This is a genomic window from Dyadobacter ginsengisoli DSM 21015, assembly GCF_059568735.1.
The window spans coordinates 124,241-146,155 of the sequence record NZ_JCANTY010000008.1 but is presented as its reverse complement, the minus strand read 5'-3'; the positions used below and the strand labels follow the sequence as shown (position 1 = coordinate 146,155).

The following is a 21,915-nucleotide window of genomic DNA, read 5'->3' as shown; positions in this document are numbered from 1 at the left end:
AAATGGATGATCCCACAAAATACATCATCTAAACGAAATTCATCCGCTTCCAGCCTCCCCAATCGTTCAACAAGTTTTTACCTTTCATTTACATTCTTTTACAGAATACATTCCTGACAATGCAGCCTGAACCGCTACGTTTGGCATCGGTTTCAATTTCACTTATCTATTATGCTTCGATCCGGAATACAATTCTCCGATAAGCTGGCAATTTGCTTTATACAGGGTTTCTTCGTGGTATGGCTCGGCGGCTGTTCGGTCGGAAATGTCAGAACGCCCTCAGGTTTGCAATACACCAAACTGAAAAGCGGGAAAGGCCCGAAAGCAAAAGCCGGACAGGAAATTTTACTTTTCGAAACGACGAGCTATCGGAACGGAACAGTACTCTATTCCAATGAGCACACCACCACTCCGGTTAAAGTGCTGATCGGCGGAAACCAGGCCACTCAGGCTGTCGACGAAGCCCTGAGGGGAATGAGAGCCGGCGAAGTCAAACAGATCATCGCCCCGCCTCATCTGGTAAAGAGGACAGGATATCCGCCCAATGTGCATCCCGATTCTACACTGGTTATCAAATTGATTTTGGAGAAGATTCTCTGAATGAGGGGCGTTAATGAACCGAACTAGGTCAGAACGACAATTTTTCCGGTCCCCTGGTTGCTTTCCATGTACCGGTGTGCTTCCACGATCTGGTCCAATGTGAATACTTTACGCACGGCAATGGAGATATCACCGCTTTCGACGGTTCGAATGAACTGCTGGAAATCTTCTGCCGGACTCGTCACCTGTCCACTGTCGTAAACGGTGAGCTTCACAGTCGCCGGAATATAATCCATGGGCATGAAGTCAGCAATGGACCAGCTTTCCGCCAGCATACCGGTCATACATACGGTCCCGCCTCGTCTTACGCACGCAAGGGAGTCACGGAGCGTGGTAGTCCCGATCAGTTCAAGTACTTTATCGATTCCTTCGGGAAAGGCGGTGCGGACCTGCTCCCTGATGCTCCCACTGTCGATGATTACGTGCGAGGCGCCATTGCTCATGAGAGCGGCCTCCTTGTCGGAGTTTCGGGTCGTCGCAAGTACAGTAACACCTTCCTTTTTAGCCAGTTGCGCAGCCAGCATCCCCACGGATGACGTGCCACCACGGATGAGCAGTGTTTCGCCAGGCCGAACGTCGAGCGCCAGCGCCAGGGAACCATGGGCGGTTTGAAACATTTCAGGAAGGGCGCCCAGCACTTCCCATGGCAAATCGCTGGTAAATAGGCGCAGAAGTCTTCCGGGCAACAATGCATACTCCGCATAGCCGCCGTCGAAATCACGACCCATGTTACCCATCCATGCGCCTACCTGCTGGCCCGTAACATATTTTCCCGACGGGTCCGATACTACTTCACCAACGCATTCGATCCCCAGTACCCTTGGAAAAGTGACATCCGGCGAGTAACCTTTACGGGTCATCAGTTCGGAACGGTTTAGTCCAAATGCCCTGATTCTGACCAGCACCCAACCTTCAACCGGTTCCGGAATGGGCCTTTCTTCGAGCCTTAAATTCTCTGCCTCGCCGGGATGATACAGTACTGCCGCTTTCATTTTTTTAAACAATTTAAATTCTTGAAGCCTGTCCGGTTATCATATCAATCTAACCAAATTAAACAAAGTTATATTTCAATAATAATGCCTGCCCGCCAGATTACTAAAAGTATCAGACAAGCAGGCGTTAACATTATCCTTTGCGGGAAAACTTACGTCACACGTCCTTCAACCTGACCTTTACATAGGTATAATACAAAGTCGTAGTACAGCCCTTAGAAAACCGATAATCACCGATAGAAAAAGAAGAGCGTGACATAAAGTGGAAGTCCGACTTTATGCTTTATGTGCAAAAAACAGCGTTCCAAACAGCAGTTGGCATTAATAAAAGCTGAAAATGAGCATTTAACCTACACAACAACATGGGAGTAATTAGTCTTACATCCAATGAAGGAGAACAGCATTCCAGACCATGGCATATACCGGAAGATGGAAAAGCTCATTTCAGACTGGGAAGATTTGATGGCGAATTTGACGTTGGAAACACCAAATGGTTTATTGAACCGGCTGTTCGTCGACTGAAAACAGAACTGATAGCAATAATTCCAGACAAAGAAAAAGCTATTCAAGAGCAGTTGCTTTCGGAACACAACGAAACCGGGCAAGTCATCCTGTCCTTTTCTGCATTCGACATTTTTCGCAACGGTGTTCCGACAGGTGTCCATACATATGTAGAAGATAAACATCTGCCATCGCATTCCTATTTCCGAACGACGGGCCTGTACTACTCACTGAAGTTTTCTGGAACGATAGGCTATCAGGACGACTGGATAATCATAACGGGCCGACTTAAACCCTCCTATGAGGATAATCCCGGTTTCGGTTTTGATGCCGCAATCCGGCTCAATTCAAATGGCTTGGATTGGAGCAAGTACCGGTTTTCAAGCTTGAAAGAGGCATTAAATGCACCAACACAAAAGGTTTGTTTTTTACAAATTACCAATCCAACATTTGAGACGCTTCCCACGGAGATATACAAGTTCGAATACCTAGAATGGCTCACCATTGAGAACAAGCCGGAAGAAGGGCAATGGACCGATTCGGCACGCTTACCATTTAATAAGATATCCGATGAAATCGAAAAACTGAGCCACTTAAAATACCTCAGTATCAATAACGCCTCCATTGAACAGCTGCCTCCGGCTCTCGGAAAGCTTTACAAGTTGGAAATTATCAATCTGAGCCTTTGTCGTCTACTTTCTGTTCCAGCGGATGTGTGGCACTTGCCCGCACTCCAACATCTGCTGATGGCTAAAAATCGGATACAAGAAATACCGGATAACGTCCATTTACCTGCGCTTGTTAGTTTGGACATCAGCGAAAACTTGTTGACAAGATTGCCGGAGGCGATCCTGTTATCCCAGGGTCTCAAATCGATCCGGGCGAGTCTAAATCCTTTCAAAAAGCTGCCGGAAAAATACAATTATTTCAGTGGCCTTGAGCTGACCATCGACGAAAAAAGAAGGCTTTTAGACACCAGCTACCAAGGTGCCGGTGGCACCGGCACCATTAAATGGAATGATCGTACATTTCTGGCCGACGGCTTAAATGACCTCACGGGCCCTCTGGATAAATTGATTATTGACAACGGCCTTGACAGCCTCGAAAGGCCACTGAAATCGCTCGTTAAACTCTCCATCGGATTTCAAACTATCGAAGACGACAGCTATCAGTATATTGGCAACCATCGTTTTGGAGGCAAACCAGATCTGCCTCTGGGGTTCGAATATCCCCTGTTTTACGACGATTACAGTGGGAGTTCTTACAAATACGAATTCATCGCTCAGATCAACTGTGAACTAATAGCATCGTTACAGCATTATTTGCCTCGCGTGGGAACCTTGTTTTTCTTTTTGAAATCCATTCACGATTTGTCAGGAAAGGTGCTCTATGAGCCTAACAACGATAAGTTGCACTCGGGTGCTGAACAACCTGAATCAGATGAAACCTTTTTCGATTTGCCTGATGAGGGGTATCGTCCCTATCAAGCCAAGGCGTTTCAGAGTTGCTCAATTCCGTCCTTTTATGCGTTGAAACAAAATAACTACCTCCTGGAAGGAGCAGCAGAGCAACTAAGAAACAGAGATGATGTAATTAGGTCTTTTCTTGAAAAGTTTGAACAGCCAGTCTCGAATATCTATCATTATGTTCATGGCATCAACACCTACGCTTTTACTCAGCATGAGTCCCCTGAATTACAGGCGGCATTGTTATTAAAGGGAAATCCACAGGATTGGGTGATTCTGTTGAAACTATCGTCGCATGGCGACTTTCAATGGGGCGATGCGGGGGAGTTATTCTTTGTCATACACAAAAGTGATTTGGCTAAAGTAGATTTCAGTAATGTATTTGTCACGCTGGAAAGCAGTTGAGATCCGGAAAGGCACCAAAATGCCTCTTGCCTTATTAGCATTATCGCGCTCACAGGCAGGAGGCACACAACAGAAACAAATTCACGGTCACACGTCCTTCAACCTGACCTTTACATAGGTATAATACAAAGTCGTAGTTGATTCAAATCCCGAATCGGTTCCGAAGATCAGCCACATGTTGCCTTCGGCGTCGGTTTTGCCTTTGACCTCCCCCGATTTTTTAAGCAGCTTGTAACCTACCTTGTTGGTTCCGTTCCCGATGTCACCGAGCACTTTCATATCCGTACCATCATTTGCCTGGTTGATTTTGCCGATGTTCAGGCGGTAATGGTCCTTGTCGTCGAGGGCGTTTTTTGGCTCCACCGATACCGCGCCAACGCCCAGATGTACCGCATTGGGCGCTCCGCCCGCACCTGCCCAGCCGGTCGAAGGGGCATCCGATGCAAACTCGATTGTGAATGCAGCGCTATATTCCTGGTTAGGCTTCAAACCGGTGATTTTCTTTGTAAAATACATGAAAAGATCATCGCTGTGGTTCTTCCCCGAAATCCTGAAACCCTTCTTTTTAGTATCCAAGGGTGCGGGCAGGGCCGCTATCGCCGCTTCCAGTTTCCAGTCCGACTCCATTTTGTTCGGATAGTCAGAAAACCCGGCTACCCAGCTCCGCTTGTCGCCATTGAACTGGTCGCTGACTTCCAATTCAGGTGGTGTGTTCTCTTCGCCTCCGCAAGCCGCGAATAGGAACGGCAGACCGAACATTAAAACTAATTTTTTCATGTGCTATTATTTGGTTTTGTAAATCTACTAAGTGATGCAAAACCTTGTTGCATTAGTTGGAATACTCAGATCAAAAGTTATTCCTGTCCGGCGCCGCTACCCTGAGAATGAACGATCTGTGTCAGATAAATTTTTACCTTTTTGAAAGCGAACCGCTATCATCCCGCGTCGCGGACCTAAGCTGCTTTTTCCGGTTGAAAAACGCATAAATGATCGGAAAAACCAGCAGCGTCAGCACAGTTGCCGTGATCAGCCCGCCTATGACGACGATGGCCAGCGGTTTTTGCGTTTCGGAACCGATCCCGGTCGACATCGCAGCCGGCAGGAGCCCGATGGCCGCCATTAATGCCGTCATCACCACCGGCCGTATTCTCGATTTCACACCCTGCCGTATCGCTTCATCGAGCGGCATCCGGTTCGCGAGATTTTTGTTAAAGACCGATATCAGGATCACGCCATTTTGCACACACAACCCGAACAATGCAATGAAACCTACACCAGCCGAAATTCCGAAGTTCATGTGCGTCACATGCAATGCCAGAATCCCGCCTACCAATGCAAAGGGCACATTTGCCAGCACCAGCCCCGCGTCTTTGGCATTGCTGAACATGATAAAGAGCAAAATGAAGATCCCCAGCAGGCTGACCGGTACCACTTGCGCAAGCCTATCGGTGGCGCGGACCTGGTTTTCGAACTCGCCCACCCATTCCACGGCATAACCTTTCGGCAGGTCGTTCAGTTTCTCTTTCACCCGTTTTTGTGCCTCTGCGATGGTACTGCCCAGATCTCTTCCGCGAACAGAAAATTTAACACCGATAAATCGCTTGTTATTGTCGCGATACACAAATGCGGGCCCCGTAATCTTACGGATCGTCGAAATCTCTTTCAATGGGATCTTGCCACCTGTCAGTGTCGGCACCATCAGCTGCTGGATATGCGTCTCATCGCGGCGGTATTCTTCCTTATAGCGCAGCCGGATATCGAACTTGCGCTCGCCTTCGTACAAAACAGACGCTGTTTTACCGCCGATCGCCATTTCAATCACCGCCTGCACATCTGCCGTACTGACGCCGTACTGCGCCATTTTGTGGTCGTGCAGGATCACGCTGATCTCCGGCTGCCCGATGTTGCGGATCAGGCCCAGGTCTTTGACACCGTCCACATCCTTCACGGCATCCATGGCCACATTGGCGTATTTTTCAAGCTCCTGCAAGTCGGTACCGAAGATCTTGATCCCGTTGCTGGCTTTGTAACCGGCCACCGCCTCGGCGACGTTGTCGACAATCGGTTGCGAATAGTTGTATAAAACGCCGGGATAGTTGCTCAGCAGCTTGTTCATTTCATCGGTTAGCTGCTCTGTATCGATCTTACGCTTCCATTCTTTCTGCGGCACAAGATCCACCTGAAACTGACAGAAATAGAAGCCATTGGGATCGGTGCCATCATTGGAACGGCCAACCTGTGAAAGTACCTGTTTCACTTCCGGGAATGTGCCCAGGTCGCGGCGGATCTTCTTCGCCATATTCACACTCTCCGGAAGCGACATACTCATCGGCAACTCGGCGGTTACCCATAATGCGCCCTCATTGAGCTGCGGCAGGAACTCCGTGCCCAGCAGACTGGCTGAGAACAGCGATACGCCCAAAAATGCCGTCGCGGCGACCATACTGATCTTTTTATGCGCAAAACACCATTCGAAACCGCGGGAGACGGTCTTATCGAAGAAGTTGACGACCGGGTTGTGCTTCTCCCGCACGTTCTTGTTGAGCAGGAACGAGCATAGCACGGGCACGAGGGTAAGTGTATAAAACAATGCCCCCAGCAATGCAAAGCCCAGCGTGTAAGCCAGCGGACTGAACATTTTACCTTCCACTTTCTGGAAACTGAAAATGGGGATCAGAGCGGTAATAATGATCAGTTTGGAAAAGAAAATTGCCTTACCCAGTTCACCCCCCGTCTTTTTGATCAATCCCAGCTTGGAAAGCCGGTTGAACCGGTCCATCCCCCGCTTGTGCGCGAGATGGTCGAGTGCGACAAAGACTCCTTCGACCATCACAACAGCTCCGTCGATGATGATCCCAAAGTCGATCGCACCCATCGAAAGCAGGTTGGCCGACATACCTTTGAGATAAAGGCACATGAATGCGAACAGCAATGCCAGCGGGATGATGATCGAGACGATGACGGTCGTGCGCCAGTCGGCCATGAACAAAAACACGATAACCGTCACAAAAACAATACCTTCCACGAGATTGTGCTTCACCGTCTCGGCGCAGAATTCGATGAGATTGTCGCGGTCATAGAAAGTCACCATCTTCACGTCGGGCGGCAATATCTTCGTATTCAACTCGCTGATCTTCTCTTTGATGCGGGCCAGTACTTCGCTCGGGTTCTCCCCTTTCCGTTGCACCACAATGCCTTCCACGACATCGTCCTGCATACCCAGTCCCACCTGTCCAACCCGCGGCAGATCAGACTCCTTCACATCGGCTACGTGCTTCACCAGCACCGGGTAGTCCTTGACATACTCCACGATGATATTCTCGATATCCTGTGCCGACTCCAGTAGGCCGATCCCCCGCACCACGTAAGCCTGACCGTTTTTTTCGATCACATCACCGCCCACGTTCACATTGCTCTTCGTCACCGCTTCGTACACATCCAGTGGCGTAATATTGTATTTGGCCAATGCGGTAGGGTTCACCTGCACTTCGTAGATCTTCTCCCGGCCACCGAATGCCACCACGTCGGCCACGCCCGGAACGCTCCGCAACTGACGGTCGATGACCCAGTTCTGCAAAGTCAGCAGCTCGCGGCTGTCTCGGTCCTTACTTTCAAGGGTATACCTGAAAATTTCGCCGGTAGGCCCGTAAGGAGGTTGCACCTCAGGATCGACACCCTCGGGAAGTGAAACCGCCCGCAATTGGTTATTAACCTGCTGCCGCGCAAAAAAGTCCTCGATCCCGTCGTCAAAAATGATCTTGATCACCGACAGCCCGAACATTGTAACGCTCCGCACGTTGGCCTTTCGCTGGACGGAGTTCATGGCGACCTCGATCGGCTGGGTCACAAACCGCTCGATCTCCTCAGCGCTCCGCCCGTTCCATTGCGAAACGATGATGATCTGGGTGTTGGTAATATCAGGAAACGCTTCCAGCGGCGTAGCGCGATAGCTCGCAACCCCGGCCACCACAAGCAGCCCCGTCAGGAAAAATATAAAAAAGCGGTTCCGAAGGGAGAACCCCACGATTCCCCGGATGAATTTGGACATTGGTCAATTTTTGAATGAGTGAATGATTGAATTTTGAATGACTGAATGATTCTATTTTGTATGACTGAATAGGTGGCTGTTTGTGTTTGAACAGGTCAAGCATTCGCTCATTGCACCCATTCACCGTTCCGCCGCGGCTCATTCAATCATTCATTCATCCAAAATTGATTTATTGACTCAGCGCGTTGTAAATCAGCAACTGCCCGCTGGACACTACGGCTTCGCCGTTGGTCAGGCCGTGACTGATGTAGGTGCGTTTGGAGAGGTTACGGAATACTTCCACGGGGCGGGCTTCGATCTTGCTTTTGCTTGTGAAAACCAGTACCCAGTTCTTGCTGCGGTCGAAAATGACAGCTTGCGATGGTATGGCCTGCATTTGGACTCCTTCCTCAAAATTGAGGCTGATCGTCGCGTGCATTTCCGGTTTTAGTTTAAAATTGTTGTTCGAAAGCTTAATGCGGATCCGCATGGCCTTGGTTTCCGGGTCCAGTACATTGTAGATCTTATCGACCTTCCCTTTAAAAATCTGATCGGGAAAGCTGATGGTTTTGATGTCGGCAGGCATACCCAATTTAATCTTTGGGATATCACTCTCATTGACATTCGCCATCACCCATACATCGGAAATCTGCCCGACGGTAAAAAGACTCTCCGCATTGTCGGAGCGCAGTTGTGTACCGCGGTTCACGTTTTTATCGATAATAAAGCCGTCGATCGGCGACTTGACTACATAATTGGATGATTTGGAAAGACCGTAAATGGAGAAAATCTCCTTCACACGGCTCAGTTCCGCCTGCGCCTTATCGACCATCTGCCTGGCCGAAGTCACGTCACGGTCGGGAACGAGTTTGCTCTCGTACAGGTCTTCGGTCGACGACAGGTTCTTCTGAGCGATTAGCAGTTCCGCCTGTGCCTCGATCATCTGCCGTTCCAGGTCTGCAACCTCCCCGGAGCGGATCGTAGCCAGTTTCTGCCCTTTCCTAACCTGATCACCCAGCTCCACATCCACCTCTTCTACATTCCCACCTACGAGCGGGAACACGCGGATCATACGGTTTTCGTCGGGTATCACCTTCCCTACCAGGGTCAATTCATTTCGCACGTTCTCGGTCTGCACCGTGTCCAGCCGGATCTGTCGCATCATCGAATCCGACAGCATGAATACCTTAGCTTCCTCTTTGTCCGCAGTTTGCTGGCGACACGACATAGTCCAGGCGGCGGCCACTCCCAACAGAATGGCACATGATATTTTTCGCATTAGGTTAGAGATTTTAAGAGCCGAACAATTCTTCCCCTACTACAAAATTCAGTTCTTCATACACTTTGATCCGGTCAGATTGCAGCCGGTTGAATTCCCTGATATTTTCATGGTAGGTTTCAATGAAGTCAATGAATTCGAGGAGGGTTATATTTCTTTTCTGAAAGTTATCGTACATGCCCTGGTTGAGTTCACGGAACTGGTCGGCAAACCGGCTTTCGACGCTGCGATAGGCATTTTCCGCGATCAACACCTTGTTCCAGGCGGCATTTACCTCATTGAAGACGCTGTTCCGCTTGGCCATTTCCTGCGTTTTGAAATAGCTGATCCCACTCCGTGCTGCCCGGACATTTCCCTGATTCCTGTTAAAAAACGGGAGATCCATCGATGCCGATACTCCGAAATAGTGATTCTGGTAATTGCTCGCCTGGTCATACACCGCACCCACCCGGATGTTTGGGACAGCCAACGCCCGTTGCAATGTCAGGTTCAGTTCTGCTTGCTTCACCGCGGATTCGGCCATTCTCAGGTCGGTGCGGCGGACCAGGGCCACGTCGCGGAGCTGGTCGGGCGTCAATGCCGCAGTCCTGTACTTACCGATATCGGTACTGTCGACGACCGGCTTCACAAACGCCTCGCTATGGAGGTAAATGCGCAATTCCCGCTGGTTTTCGGTGATCTCGAACTGCATGGCAGCGCGGTTATTGCGAAGTTGAAAGAGCAATGATTTCAGTCGTACCACCTCTTTGAGCGATACGTTATTCCGGCTATATTCCCGATCGAATGCGTCGACGGTGGTCGTTAAGGTTTCAATCTGATTATCAAGCAACTGCACTGTTTGTTCCAGGAAATAGGTTTCAAAAAACAGCTGCCGAAGGTCGAATTTCAACGTACGCGCCAAATCGAAAAATTCCAGCTCGGTTTTGCGCGTCGTTTCCACATCGAGTGCTACCTGTTTGGCACGCTTGCCCGCCCTGGAGATAACCTGTTCGAGGCTCACAAATTTTTGCCCCTGCCGTCCCAGATCCAGGAAACCCCTCGACGGATTATAGGCCGCAAGCTCGACCGTCAGGTTGGGATTATCCCACAACTTATCCTGTATTTCGGCCGACTTAGCAATGTCGACCTGGTAACGTTCGGCCAGCAGTGTCAGGTTATTTTTAAAAAAAAGGCTGTCGGCCTGCCGGACGGTGACTTTCAGGGTATCCTGGGCGGACGCAGCAGTGCTCATCCAGGCCAGTAACCCGATCAGGTAAAATCGCATAACTCTTGTTTTTGACGCTGCAAAGATTGGTAAAGCCGCTTTTAGAAGCACCATTTTTGCATTTAGAAATTCATTAAAGTTATATTAGAAGAAGATTAAAAACGGCCCTAACAGTTAAATTTGGCGTCTTTTTCGCTATTCCTCTTTTAATATGTAGCCCATTCCCGGCCGGGTATGGAGCAACTTGACACCGAAATCCCTGTCGATCTTTTTCCGGAGATAGTTGATATATACCTCCACGAAATTAGTCCCGGGGTCAAAATGGAGGTGCCAGATGTTTTTGGCTAGATCCATCTTGGACAGCACCACACCCTGATTGAGCAGAAAATATTCGAGCAAGGCAAACTCCTTGGCTGTCAGCTCGATAAACTTATCAGCACGCGTTACGATCTTCGTATCCACATTCATTTGCAGGTCGGCAATTCCGAGAATGCGTCTTTCGCCCGGAGAATTACTTAGCTCCGAAAGCCGGAGTGCCGCATTGATACGGGCCATCAACTCCCTGAAATCGAACGGCTTTACGATATAGTCGGTGGCGCCCTGTCCCAGGCCTTCGACCTTATCCTCTACTTCCCCGTAGGCCGTGAGCATGATAATCGGCAGCACGGGCTTGAACTGCCTGATTTGCCGGCAAACCTCCAGACCGTTCATTCCGGGCAGGTTGATGTCCAATAAAATAATGTCAAAACGCCCTTCCAGCGCATTCTTTTTACCGGCCAGACCATCCCGGGCTATCTCGGCATCAAAATCCTCTGTCTGCAAGACCCGGTAAATGTTCTGCGCGATCCGCAGGTCGTCTTCGATAATCAGTACCGATTTCTTCATCTTCATTCATGTTTCCAATCAATGATTTGTGTCAAAAAGAAGAGTCATGCAGAGGTGCAAAGTTTCGAATTTACGAAATGAAGGCCACCTTAAAGTGCATTAGATTTTAATTAAATGTTAAATAAAAGCCGACTAGCAATCTGAGAAACAATAATTTACTTCAAATTCACTAAAGCTGATCGGACAGCAACAAAACAATAACGATATCCAGTATACGATGTCCATTTCAACGGCGGCTCATTCACTCATTCAGTTCCATTGCGGCTCATTCATCACCAATCCTCCCTACCTTGCAAAGAAATCTCAACTCCCGCCGCATGTCACCCGCTGACCTCACGATCCGCCTCCTTAATTCCTCCGACCTGCCATTCTGCACAGACCTCGTCCGGCAGGCCGGTTGGAACCAGCTCGATGACGACTGGCTCCGTGCCATGGCGCTCAACCCGGAAGGCTGTTTCCTGGCTGCTTGTGACGGCATTCCTGTTGCCACCACCACCACCTGCCGCTTTGGCCGTATTGCCTGGATAGCGATGGTGCTGGTCGATGAAAGTGCACGCAACCGGGGCATCGGCCAGGCGATCGTCGGCCATGCATTGCAATATCTGGAAAGTGCCGGAATGGAGACGATCCGGCTGGATGCGACGGTTTTCGGGAAAGGACTTTATGAAAAACTCGGATTTAAATCTGAATATGAGCTCATCCGGTTTACAGGTACAGCCATGCTGGACGAAGAGCTGCATTCCGGGGCAATGCCGGTAACTTCGCCGCAGTTACCAGCCAGGCTGACCGCACTGGACGAACGAATAACGGCAGCGCCCAGAGAAGACTTCCTGTTTTCCCTGCACGAGAAAGAGCCTTTTTACCATTTTGGGAATAACCTCGAAATACGCGCTTATGCGGGGGCACGGGCAGGCAGGAATGCCGTACAGATCGGCCCCGCTATTGCCGAAACGCCGGCGTCGGGTAAGACCGTTTTAAATGCATTGATGCGTAAATGGAACGGCCATCGGGTTTTCGTGGACATTCCTGTGGCAAATATCGCTGCTTTGGATTGGGCGGAGAAAATTGGTTTGACAGAACAAAGGAGATTTGTGAGAATGAGCAAGGGCAAAAAGCCTGCGGATTCGCCGGAAATGATCTGGGCAAGCTCAGGCCCGGAAAAGGGCTAAACGTTCATATAATAAAACATTCGTTTTCAGTAAAGGCCATGACATTTCAAATAGCTGCCTTAAAGCTGCAAAACCTGTATTTCAAACAATTCCGGTTTCCGAAGTAAACATTATCCAAAACATTTCATTTAATTTATCTAATTGCGTTTTCTTTGCATTGACTAAAAACCCGACACATGCGTTACATTCTCCTCCTTTTTGCCCTGATCGGGTACGGCCAGAATATTTGCAATGGTCAGTCATTTTATGCAGTGCTGGTTGCCGATACGAAGGATCCGGAACTCGGGCCGAGTTGTGAAAAAGATCTGGTGCAAATGTCGGCCGCGTTGAAAAACATCGCTTCCAAAATCAATTTCCGGTACAAAGAAATCATTTGCAGCCAGGATCAATTTGGTAAAGCAGGTATTGAAAAAGCGCTGTCCGGCCTGCAATGTACCCCCAAAGACATTATCTTATTCTATTACACCGGCCATGGAATCAACACTCCGGCCGACCAGACCCGCTTCCCCATCCTGCGACTGAACGACCAGCAGCTCGCGCTGGAAAGCATTCATACCAAACTCAAAGAGAAGAAAGCCGGCTTCTGCCTCACATTTGGAGACTGCTGCAACAACCTGCTTTCGGAAGCCGGAACGCCTCGGCGGGCTAACCCGGTTTTCCGGGGAATCGGTGTGTCGAAAGATGGCGAGATCCTGCAAAAACTGTTCGTGCAGTCGAAAGGCGACCTGATCCTGAGCAGCGCCAGGAAGGGTGAGCGCGCCACCGCCAACCCCGACGCAGGTAGCTTCTACAGTGACAACTGGGTACAGGCACTTTCTTACGCGCAGCATAACAACGCCCACATCAGTTGGGAATCGCTGTTGCGTGATGCTGAAAACCGGCTACAAGAGACACTGAAATTCCTTCCCGACTCCCTGCGCCACCATTCACAATGGCTGCCCAATGTAACCGAACAACCCCTACCCTGCGCGCGGGCGGGTTTCAACGAGGTGAACCGTTTTCTGAACCTCATGGCAGACGAAAACGTCCGGTTTAACGAGCGTAACCGGTTGCGGGTTGCAGGGCAAAAACAGTTGTTCAGTAGCTCGGCTCAGGTCGCGATTTACATGAGCGACCCTGCCAAGCCGGTGGAAACCCAACCCATCGACCAGTTTCTTAAAAGGGTCGTCAACACGGCGCCGCTGATCGGCCAGTTCAACTTTGTGGAACGGCTTTCCGATATTTCCGACGATTGCCTGTACAACCGCATTACCTTGCAGGAAGTCAGGACCGACCGCTAGCATTCCGGAAAATTGCCCGAAAACATGTACAGATTTTTATTTCTTATCATCGCCACCGTCCTTTCACGGAACCTTGCTGCCCAGCCGGATGTGAGTCCCGCGCGGATCGCCGAGTTTCAGAACCTCACGCAGCAGCGTGTCAACGACCTGCAACTTTACATTTCGCTCATTGGCAACAAAAGCCTTCCCCGAGAACAACGCGAGCAGGCCGTAGACCTTGCATTAGGCCTTTTTGAAAAAGACTATCTTGTAAAAGGTAAAAGGCGTTCGCCATATGTGCAGGTGTCGCGCAGGAACGGCACTGTGTCGGCCATTCCGGTAAAGATCTATTTCAAAAACCTGATGTACGTCCCATTCAACAAGGTTGAAATTACCTACTACGATGCGGCGGTAGTTTCGGGATTCGAGAAAGGAACGGACGGTAACTACCACGCTGTCGCTACCTATTTTCAACAGTTCAAGGGCCTGGACCAGCAAGGTAACCTCCTCTACGGGAGCCGCGACCGGAAAGACATCCGTGTGACGGCCCAAAGCGCGGCTGTGTACCGGGAAGCCGGGAAAGAGGATCTTAAGATTTTCTTCGGAGACATTACCGTCAAAGATACCGTGCCTATTCCGGGCTTTCAGTGATCATGAAATGCTTCTGTACGCTCTTGCTTTGCTGGTTATCGGGGGCCACCGCTTTCGCGCAAACCATGCAGCAAGTGCGGCGTGCCGGCAGCGAACCGCACATGAAAGACCAGGTGCTTCATTTCGATGATTTTGTCAGACGTTTCAATGGCGTTACACCAGAAACCAGGCGCGACGCATTGCTGCAACTGTTTGACCAGGACGATCCGCGACGCAAAACCCGGCACGTCGCTTATACCGTCTATACGCATCTGATCAGGGAATTCACCGACGACATCCTCCAAGAAAAGGTAGTGATTCCTGCCAGATTTCAGGCTGAGGCATCCGTCCGGCTTGCGGCCCGTTATCAAGGGCAGCCCGACACGCTGGGGCTGTATTTGAAAAAAGAATATACTGCTGACCATGCCTCCTACTGGCATATTACAGCTGTTGCAAAACCTGTGTTGCTCCGCGAAAATGCGCAAACAGACTGTCAAGCGACCAATCCTACCGATTTACCTCCTAATGCGCACGAGGTCAGCTTTCTTCCACTGCTGCGCGGCATACTGGACCATCAGAGTCTCTGTCCTTTTACGCGTTGCCGCGACTGTGTGAATGGCGACTGGCAGCAAACCGAACATGCATTGCAAACAGGCCGATTGCAGGTCGAAAACGTCTCGGCAGTCGTGATTCAGCTGAATGCGGGCACCCGCTGGCGCATCGAAGTCCGCGAATTCATCCGCGAAAAAGGTAATTCCGGCTGGCTGATCAGCAATATTACTCCCCTATGATTTTACAAGCCTGTTAAAAAACAAAAAATAAAGCGGAATTGCTGATAAGGTTTTGTCGATTGCCGGTATAAAACAAAGCGTGACAATACCTGGACCCGTGGCCAAAGCGTTTCGCCACTTGTTAAAAACCGCTGATGACGACGCCCCAAAACCTGTTCTTTATTTTCTCTGTAACCAAAACACTGGCATTATTAACTTGCATGGTCGTTTTTCAGGGAAATGTAAAAGCGTCGGATCAGCCGTCGGGGCCAGGCCAGGAAACGGTTCCGGATAACAACGCAATGATCGACCTGCCCGTGCAGGCGAAAGTGGATACAGTACTTGCCTATGTTGAAGCATTGCGCCGACAGATTTCGAACGACGACTTTTTCAGGATCAGACAAAAATGTGAAATCCTGTTCAGTGCGAGTGGATACGTGAGCCTGGAAACCGGCGACGGACGGGTGCTACGCCTGACGAAGGCGGAATTCCTGCTGCGGGTACGTGAAAACCGCCTCCGTTATGAATTACAACAATCGACATTGCTGCTGAATGACCGGTTCCGGCAGGACCAGACGAACCGGTGGTTTTGCCGCAGCACAACTTTTCATGCAGTGAGCCGGTTTGACAGGGGGAGTCCTGTTCCGGTAAAAGTAACATCGGTGCAGCACAAACCGGTGCTTAAGAAAGCCCCGACCAACAGCGAAAGCTACTGGCAGATCATAGCGCTATCATTCAAAGAAATATAAGAATCGTGAACAGAAATTTACCCATTAAAATACCCGGAACACTCCTCCGCAAGCTCTTTTGCCTGATGGCGCTGCTTTCTGTATTCGCGGCCACGCAACCGCGTGCCAATGCGCAGAAGCGTGTGATGGGGCTTAAAATGGATGACAGCAAATACCTGAACATCCCCCGAAAGTCGGCCCAGGTGAGGTTTAAAGGCGCATTACCCGCTTCGTACAGCATACGCGAGTACCTTCCCGAGATCGGCGACCAGGGAACAGATGGCACCTGTGTAGGCTGGGCGGCAGCCTACTATATGCGGACTGCCGTGGAAGCGTCCCGGAGCGGCCTGCGCAATAACCCCGCCGAGATCGGAAAAATAGCATTCTCGCCCTGGTGGTTGTATGCCAAACTAAAAGTCCATCCCGACTCCAATTGTGCGGATGGCGGATTTCTTGAAGATGCTTTACTAGTCATGAAAAATAAGGGTGCAGCCAAAATGGGCTGCGCCCCGCTTTCGTGTGGTGACCGTTACGAGCAATGCGACGCGGCTGCCACCGCATTCCGCATTGCCGACTACGCTACCCTGTTTCCGCCCAAAGCTTCCGAGGGCGAAGCCAAACAGCGCATCCATGCCATCAAGTCGGCACTGGTGGAAGGCACACATGCAGTCCTTGTGGGCATTATGGTACCTCCCTCCTTTATTGAGGAAGCTACCGAACATTGGCGGGCCGCACCAGGTGAAAGTCTGGACAACACGCTCGGGGCGCATGCCATGGCTATCGTAGGCTACGACGATCACATCAATGGGGGTTCATTCCTGATTGCCAACAGCTGGGGCAAGAGCTGGGGACAGGACGGTTACACCTGGGCCAACTACGACGATATGATCCGGTTTATCCGCCACGCCTATCAGGTCTTTCCGGAACCCCATGCGGTGGCCAAGCCCGGCACCATCACGCTCAAAGGCGCTGTGGATTTTGACCTGAACGGCGGACAGATGCCCGTTCAGACCGTGCTGACCCGTGGTCTCACCGTCACTTCGGACCAACCTGGCCATCACGGAGGGATGGTCACGTACAGGATGAAACAGCCTTATACATCAGGCACCCGTTTCAAAATGACGATCCACAACAATAAGCGGTCATACGTATACATTCTTGCCTCCGATCAGCAGAACCGCGTCGCCCGTCTGTTCCCGTCCTGGCCGGAGGAAGGTCTCGTTAGCGCCGTGGTACCAGCCAACAACGTTATAACACTGCCCTCGTCCGGCAGCTCGTTCACGCTGGATGATATTACAGGTGAAGACTATTTCGTTATCCTGATTTCGGAAAAGGAACTGAATGCCGAGCAGGTTTCCGAGCAGATCAGAAATGCCGGCGGGTCTATCGAGCAGAAACTATATTCGGCACTCGGGCGTGAATTCATTGCGGTAAAGGACATAGCCTATCAACCCGGACAGATCGGCTATGAAGTAAAAGGAAACCCGACGGGAAGCGTTGTTCCATTGCTGGTAAAAATCACCCATCGTTAATTAATGCGCTTATGCTAAATTTAGAGTGGTTGTAACCTCCTTTTGATATCATTTTACTATTTTTAAAAAAATTATCGATATAATATTGAGTAGCGTCAGGCACGGATAAAACGATTCAATACTGAACCCGATGAACAAATTCTACCCGCGGAGCTATACTACCGGTTTTAAATGGCGATCAGCGACCAGGCTGGTTGCTTTTGCCGTTTGCATTGCGTTCGGGTTGGCAGGTGCGCGTGCACAGGATAAGATCGTTTTGAAAGATGGAAAAGAAATAGAGGCGAAAATTCTGGGCACCAGCGAACCCTATATCAAATACAAAAGATCGGACAACCTTTCCGGCCCGGATTATTTCCTGTACAAATCCGATGTTCTGCGGTTGGATTACAATAAGAATGCCGCTAGTGAACCGCAAAAACTGTCGGCACAAACCGAAAATACAATCAATAAAGAAATCGCCGAGCTCGATTTGCAGTTGTTGGAAAAAAAAGCAAAGATTTATAAAAGAAAAAGCACGATTTACTTTGCGATCGGAACCGGCGCGATCATTGGCGGGGTAGCTACACTGGTATCGGTTAACGGTAATTACAAGGATTACAAAAGACAGATCAGGGCCACCAACGACGATTACGTGGCCTGGTATAAATCCAATTACGATTCGGAACCCGCCGCATCGCACCTGGCACCGGTGAAAAGTTTCGGATCATTTGGTTCACCCGGGATTTACATCGGCGCGGCAGCCATGGCAGGCGGCCTCGCGTTTGAATTGCTCGGGATAAAAAATGCAGCTATCACACGGAAAATACGGAAAGAATTGAAAGAAAAAAGGACACAGCTAACATGCCAGCCGTTTTATCAGCATATCAGCGGAACGGGCGGCGTCCGGTTATCCCTTCGGTTTTGAAAAACGCAAAAGCAAGACGTTCCTGATCAACGATATCAACATCATTCCTTTTACAATGAAAAGTTTATTTACGTTCTGGCTTCTGGCATCCTGTTCTCTGGCACAAGCGGCGCTTCCGGCGAATGGTACCGAAACGGATACGCTTTATTTCAGGTCCAGGGAAAAACAGGTGGTGGAAGTCAAAGAAGTTTATCCCGACCAGCTCCGTTATGTCAAGCCCGGCGAGACAATATTCCACACCGCGCAACTGAATGAAATTGCAGAAGTGGTGTACACCAATGGTGTAAAAGATGTTTTCAATCCCTACGCAGCCACTGAAAAACCGGATATCCGCTGGCTGAGCGAGGCACAATATACCTACAAACCGGAAGTACGGCTGAATGCCTGCGTTCTGAACAGCGCCGACAAGATACAGATCGAGGTCAACGGCGTAATTTCCCCCGCGACGCGCTCTTTCAAAACCCTTCCGCCCAAAGACAGCACCTGTACCGGCGGGACGCCGGTATCGCAACAGGTAATCCTGCGGGAAGGCAAAAACGACATCCGTATTGTTGCGTCCAATGCATTCGGCGATGCCACTTCGGAAACACTCTCGGTGATGTTTGAAAAAGCAGGCAAACGGGTAGCGTTGGTGGTAGGAAACTCATCTTACCAGAGCGGTAGCTTACTTCAGAACCCTGAAAATGATGCCCGGGCCGTGACCGGGAAACTGGCGGAACTGGGCTTCGACGTGATCGAAAGGATCGATGCCAGGCAAGGCGAGCTGCGCGCAGCCGTGGCACAATTCGGCAGCAGCATACAGAACCGGGACCTGGAAGTTGCATTGTTCTACTATGCCGGCCATGGCATGCAGGTGGGCGGCAAAAATTACCTGCTTCCGGTAGACATTAATCCGCAGTCGGAGATGGAACTGAAAGTGCTGGCTGTCGCAGCGGACGAAATCCTTGAACAAATGGCAGCACTCGACGACAAATCCGAGCGCACCAACATCATGATCCTCGATGCCTGCCGGGATAACCCGCTGAGCCGCAGCTGGACCAGAAGTTCCGGTGGCAAGGGCCTGGCGAGCATGAGCGCTCCCCCGGGTAGTCTCATTACCTTTTCGACAACACCCGGTTCCACCGCCCTCGATGGCGACGGCCGTAACAGCCCCTATACATCCGAACTTCTGAAAGCCCTCGGGGTCCCCGGCCTGCGTCTGGAAGAAATTTTCCGGACGGTGCGCGTACGGGTCATGGAGCTTACCAACCGTCAGCAGATACCCATGGAAAACAGTCTGCTGACCCGCGAAGTGATCCTCAATAAAACTGTCAGATAACAGAGTGCCTCATCACAGGTCGTAACGGCCTCATGCAGCAAACGCGATCGGATATGAAAGGGCTAATTTTAGTGCTGGCTTTTCTTTTGCCGTTTCAGGTCCAGGCTCAGGAAATCAGCGAGTATTTTCAGATCAGGGCGGCGGAACGGGTAAAACAGGTCCTGAAAGACTTTGAATCGGCTTTTGGAGTCCTCACGAACCCCTATGTGACCGACCCGGACGAGCGCGCAGATGCGAACAATCGTATGTGGGCAAGCGTGCGGACAGACGCGCGCTTTACCAATGACCTGGTTCCTCAAAATAAGGGTTCGAAACGAATCGACTTCGCGGAGTATTGCAAAATTGCATCGGCCGCATATCAGCAAAGCGGCATCTCATTACATTTTGAATGGGAACAGGCAGAGTTGAAGCCTATCCAGGAAGGTTATCTTGCGCTTTTCTACGGGACCAAGTCTATTTACGGGAAATATCAGAATCAAAAACTGGTTCGTCAGGAAGACCTCCCCTGCCGTGCCGGTGTGTTTGTAACCCTGAAAGACAACCAGGTTACAGAAGCCAAAATAGGTTTTATTGATACCAACCTGAGTGAAAAAGGCCGAAAGCTTATTTCCCTTACCTCACGGAAGAATCCACTCGAATTTGTGACATTGACCGAGGTCGTGGAACAGCTGGCATTGAAGATATCCCAGACGATACCACAGAAAAGCACGCGGAAATTGTCGGTCGAGGAGCTGACTTTCAACGGGCACGGCGTTTCAAATGATTTCTCCAAACAATTGACGGGTATGATCAAATCCTCGCTGACCCGGCTGAATCACGACATTGCAATCGATACAGGTGGAGTACGCAGTTCGGAGCATTATCTCACATTAAAAGGCGACTTCATCCACGCCGGTAATTTCCTAAAAATCAATGTCCGTTTGTTCGACATCGAAAACAAAGCCATCGGCTCGAAGAGCTCATCCGACATCCTGCTGGCCAACATTGCCCGGGAGGACATCGAACCTGACGTGCATTTATTGAAAGAGGCCGAACATATCCGCGACATCACCAGCGGCAGTGAATCCGATACCCCGGCCGAAGCCCACAATGCGAAAGAAATATTCCTGGAAGTAGGCACTGACAAAGGTTTTGGTCCCCAGACTTACCGGGAGGGCGATATCATGAAACTTAAAATACGCGTCAACAAAGCCTGCACGGTCCGACTCATTTACCGCGATGCGGCGGGAAACCTCATCAGGCTACGGAACAACGACTTTGAAATACGTACCGGATCGGTCAACCAATGGGTGGAAATCCCGGAACGTTTTCAGTGTGCGGCCCCGTTCGGACTGGAGACTTTGTTTGCCTATGCTACGACCGGCACATTTAAGCCCATCGGAAAACTGCGGCATTCCGACGGATACACTTTCATTATGGATGATTTGAAAACAGTAATCGGAAACTCAATGGATTCGTCGGTTGCCAAATGCATTGTTCCCATTACCACGCAGCCCAAAAGGGTGCAGCGAATAAATTGAAATGGATTGGAAAACACACTGATGACCTCAAACGACCCTTGTAAGGCCTATCGACAATCGGAGTCCAGATTTTATCAGGAATTACGCGATGGTGCAGAGCAGGCCTTTGCGTGCCTCTATCAGCAGACCTACCGCCAATGCATTCCCTATGCTTTGGAAAGGGGCACAGGACAAGACGATGCGCGGGACCTCTTGCAGGACTGCCTCGCGATATTTGTCGATAAAATAAGGGATGGAAGCTACGTCTACCAGGAAGGCGTTCAGATCACGACCTATTTTTATCGCATATATATCAATCAATGGAAAAAAAGCCTGGAAAGCCGATCGCGGAAAAAGGAAGTCCGGCTGGAAATCAATCCTGGTACAGACGATGACGATCCGGAAAACAGTGTTAGCAAGGCGTCTCATTCAGTAAGCAGGGCGGTATTTACCGGTGAAGACGGGGATGAGCAAATCATCGACATCCCGGAACAGGTGCTGGAAGCCTACGACGATGACGAGCGGAACTGGATCTTCAAAAAACTGCACAGAGCCTTCGGACTGCTCGCAGAGGATTGCCGGAAAATGCTCCATTGGTTCTATGTAGAGGACCGGTCATTACGGGAGATAGCTACCGAACTGGGCATGACTGAGAACTCCGCTACTGTGAAGCGCTTTAAATGTGCGAAGTATCTGAAAGATAAATTCCATTTGGGATGATAAGGAATGACAGGACATCCGTATAAA

General features: G+C 50.1%; 18 protein-coding genes. 12 read left to right on the top strand and 6 right to left on the bottom strand.

Features of this window, described 5'->3' with window-relative positions; all coding sequences use genetic code 11:
- Positions 1 to 171 precede the first annotated feature (171 nt).
- Positions 172 to 600: an FKBP-type peptidyl-prolyl cis-trans isomerase gene (locus tag BP71_RS28210; protein WP_496384932.1), complete on the top strand. Its 429-nt coding sequence runs from the start codon at positions 172 to 174 to the stop codon at positions 598 to 600.
- 23 nt (positions 601 to 623) lie between these two features.
- Here BP71_RS28210 and BP71_RS28205 read toward each other — a convergent pair whose 3' ends face one another.
- Complete coding sequence (locus BP71_RS28205; RefSeq protein WP_496384931.1) at positions 624 to 1,592, bottom strand: zinc-binding alcohol dehydrogenase family protein; 969 nt, start codon at positions 1,590 to 1,592, stop codon at positions 624 to 626.
- A gap of 887 nt (positions 1,593 to 2,479) precedes the next feature.
- On the opposite strand from BP71_RS28205, the gene BP71_RS28200 reads away from it, so the two are divergent.
- Positions 2,480 to 3,964 carry a DUF1963 domain-containing protein gene (locus tag BP71_RS28200; protein WP_496384930.1) on the top strand — a complete coding sequence of 495 codons (1,485 nt, stop codon included), beginning with the start codon at positions 2,480 to 2,482 and terminating at the stop codon, positions 3,962 to 3,964.
- 87 nt (positions 3,965 to 4,051) lie between these two features.
- On the opposite strand, the gene BP71_RS28195 is transcribed toward BP71_RS28200, so the two are convergent.
- The 5 genes from BP71_RS28195 to BP71_RS28175 form a co-directional block, all read right to left on the bottom strand.
- Positions 4,052 to 4,741 carry a hypothetical protein gene (locus BP71_RS28195; protein ID WP_496384929.1) on the bottom strand — a complete coding sequence of 230 codons (690 nt, stop codon included), beginning with the start codon at positions 4,739 to 4,741 and terminating at the stop codon, positions 4,052 to 4,054.
- A gap of 133 nt (positions 4,742 to 4,874) precedes the next feature.
- Positions 4,875 to 8,012 carry an efflux RND transporter permease subunit gene (locus BP71_RS28190; RefSeq protein ID WP_496384928.1) on the bottom strand — a complete coding sequence of 1,046 codons (3,138 nt, stop codon included), beginning with the start codon at positions 8,010 to 8,012 and terminating at the stop codon, positions 4,875 to 4,877.
- 169 nt (positions 8,013 to 8,181) lie between these two features.
- Entirely contained in the window at positions 8,182 to 9,270 is a 1,089-nt protein-coding gene (locus BP71_RS28185) for an efflux RND transporter periplasmic adaptor subunit (RefSeq protein WP_496384927.1), read from the bottom strand.
- 13 nt (positions 9,271 to 9,283) lie between these two features.
- The gene (locus BP71_RS28180) at positions 9,284 to 10,534 is read right to left on the bottom strand and encodes a TolC family protein (protein WP_496384926.1); all 1,251 of its coding nucleotides are present in this window, start codon (positions 10,532 to 10,534) and stop codon (positions 9,284 to 9,286) included.
- A gap of 135 nt (positions 10,535 to 10,669) precedes the next feature.
- Positions 10,670 to 11,365: a response regulator transcription factor gene (locus BP71_RS28175; RefSeq protein WP_496384925.1), complete on the bottom strand. Its 696-nt coding sequence runs from the start codon at positions 11,363 to 11,365 to the stop codon at positions 10,670 to 10,672.
- Between the two features lie 284 nt (positions 11,366 to 11,649).
- Between BP71_RS28175 and BP71_RS28170 the strand changes: the two genes are divergently transcribed.
- The 10 genes from BP71_RS28170 to BP71_RS28125 all read left to right on the top strand — a co-directional run bounded on the left by BP71_RS28170 (position 11,650) and on the right by BP71_RS28125 (position 21,888).
- Positions 11,650 to 12,528 carry a GNAT family N-acetyltransferase gene (locus BP71_RS28170; RefSeq protein ID WP_496384924.1) on the top strand — a complete coding sequence of 293 codons (879 nt, stop codon included), beginning with the start codon at positions 11,650 to 11,652 and terminating at the stop codon, positions 12,526 to 12,528.
- Between the two features lie 176 nt (positions 12,529 to 12,704).
- Complete coding sequence (locus BP71_RS28165) at positions 12,705 to 13,808, top strand: caspase family protein (RefSeq protein WP_496384923.1); 1,104 nt, start codon at positions 12,705 to 12,707, stop codon at positions 13,806 to 13,808.
- 24 nt (positions 13,809 to 13,832) lie between these two features.
- Positions 13,833 to 14,438 (top strand): hypothetical protein, encoded by a 606-nt coding sequence (locus BP71_RS28160; protein WP_496384922.1) that lies wholly within the window; start codon positions 13,833 to 13,835, stop codon positions 14,436 to 14,438.
- 65 nt (positions 14,439 to 14,503) lie between these two features.
- Complete coding sequence (locus BP71_RS28155; RefSeq protein ID WP_496384921.1) at positions 14,504 to 15,208, top strand: hypothetical protein; 705 nt, start codon at positions 14,504 to 14,506, stop codon at positions 15,206 to 15,208.
- 134 nt (positions 15,209 to 15,342) lie between these two features.
- Entirely contained in the window at positions 15,343 to 15,936 is a 594-nt protein-coding gene (locus BP71_RS28150) for a hypothetical protein (RefSeq protein ID WP_496384920.1), read from the top strand.
- Between the two features lie 5 nt (positions 15,937 to 15,941).
- Positions 15,942 to 17,447: a C1 family peptidase gene (locus BP71_RS28145; protein WP_496384919.1), complete on the top strand. Its 1,506-nt coding sequence runs from the start codon at positions 15,942 to 15,944 to the stop codon at positions 17,445 to 17,447.
- Between the two features lie 130 nt (positions 17,448 to 17,577).
- The gene (locus tag BP71_RS28140) at positions 17,578 to 18,351 is read left to right on the top strand and encodes a hypothetical protein (RefSeq protein WP_496384918.1); all 774 of its coding nucleotides are present in this window, start codon (positions 17,578 to 17,580) and stop codon (positions 18,349 to 18,351) included.
- A 55-nt stretch (positions 18,352 to 18,406) separates the two neighbouring features.
- Complete coding sequence (locus BP71_RS28135) at positions 18,407 to 19,669, top strand: caspase family protein (RefSeq protein WP_496384917.1); 1,263 nt, start codon at positions 18,407 to 18,409, stop codon at positions 19,667 to 19,669.
- Between the two features lie 53 nt (positions 19,670 to 19,722).
- Positions 19,723 to 21,189 (top strand): DUF4384 domain-containing protein, encoded by a 1,467-nt coding sequence (locus tag BP71_RS28130; RefSeq protein WP_496384916.1) that lies wholly within the window; start codon positions 19,723 to 19,725, stop codon positions 21,187 to 21,189.
- A gap of 6 nt (positions 21,190 to 21,195) precedes the next feature.
- Positions 21,196 to 21,888 carry an RNA polymerase sigma factor gene (locus BP71_RS28125; protein WP_496384915.1) on the top strand — a complete coding sequence of 231 codons (693 nt, stop codon included), beginning with the start codon at positions 21,196 to 21,198 and terminating at the stop codon, positions 21,886 to 21,888.
- Positions 21,889 to 21,915 lie beyond the last annotated feature (27 nt).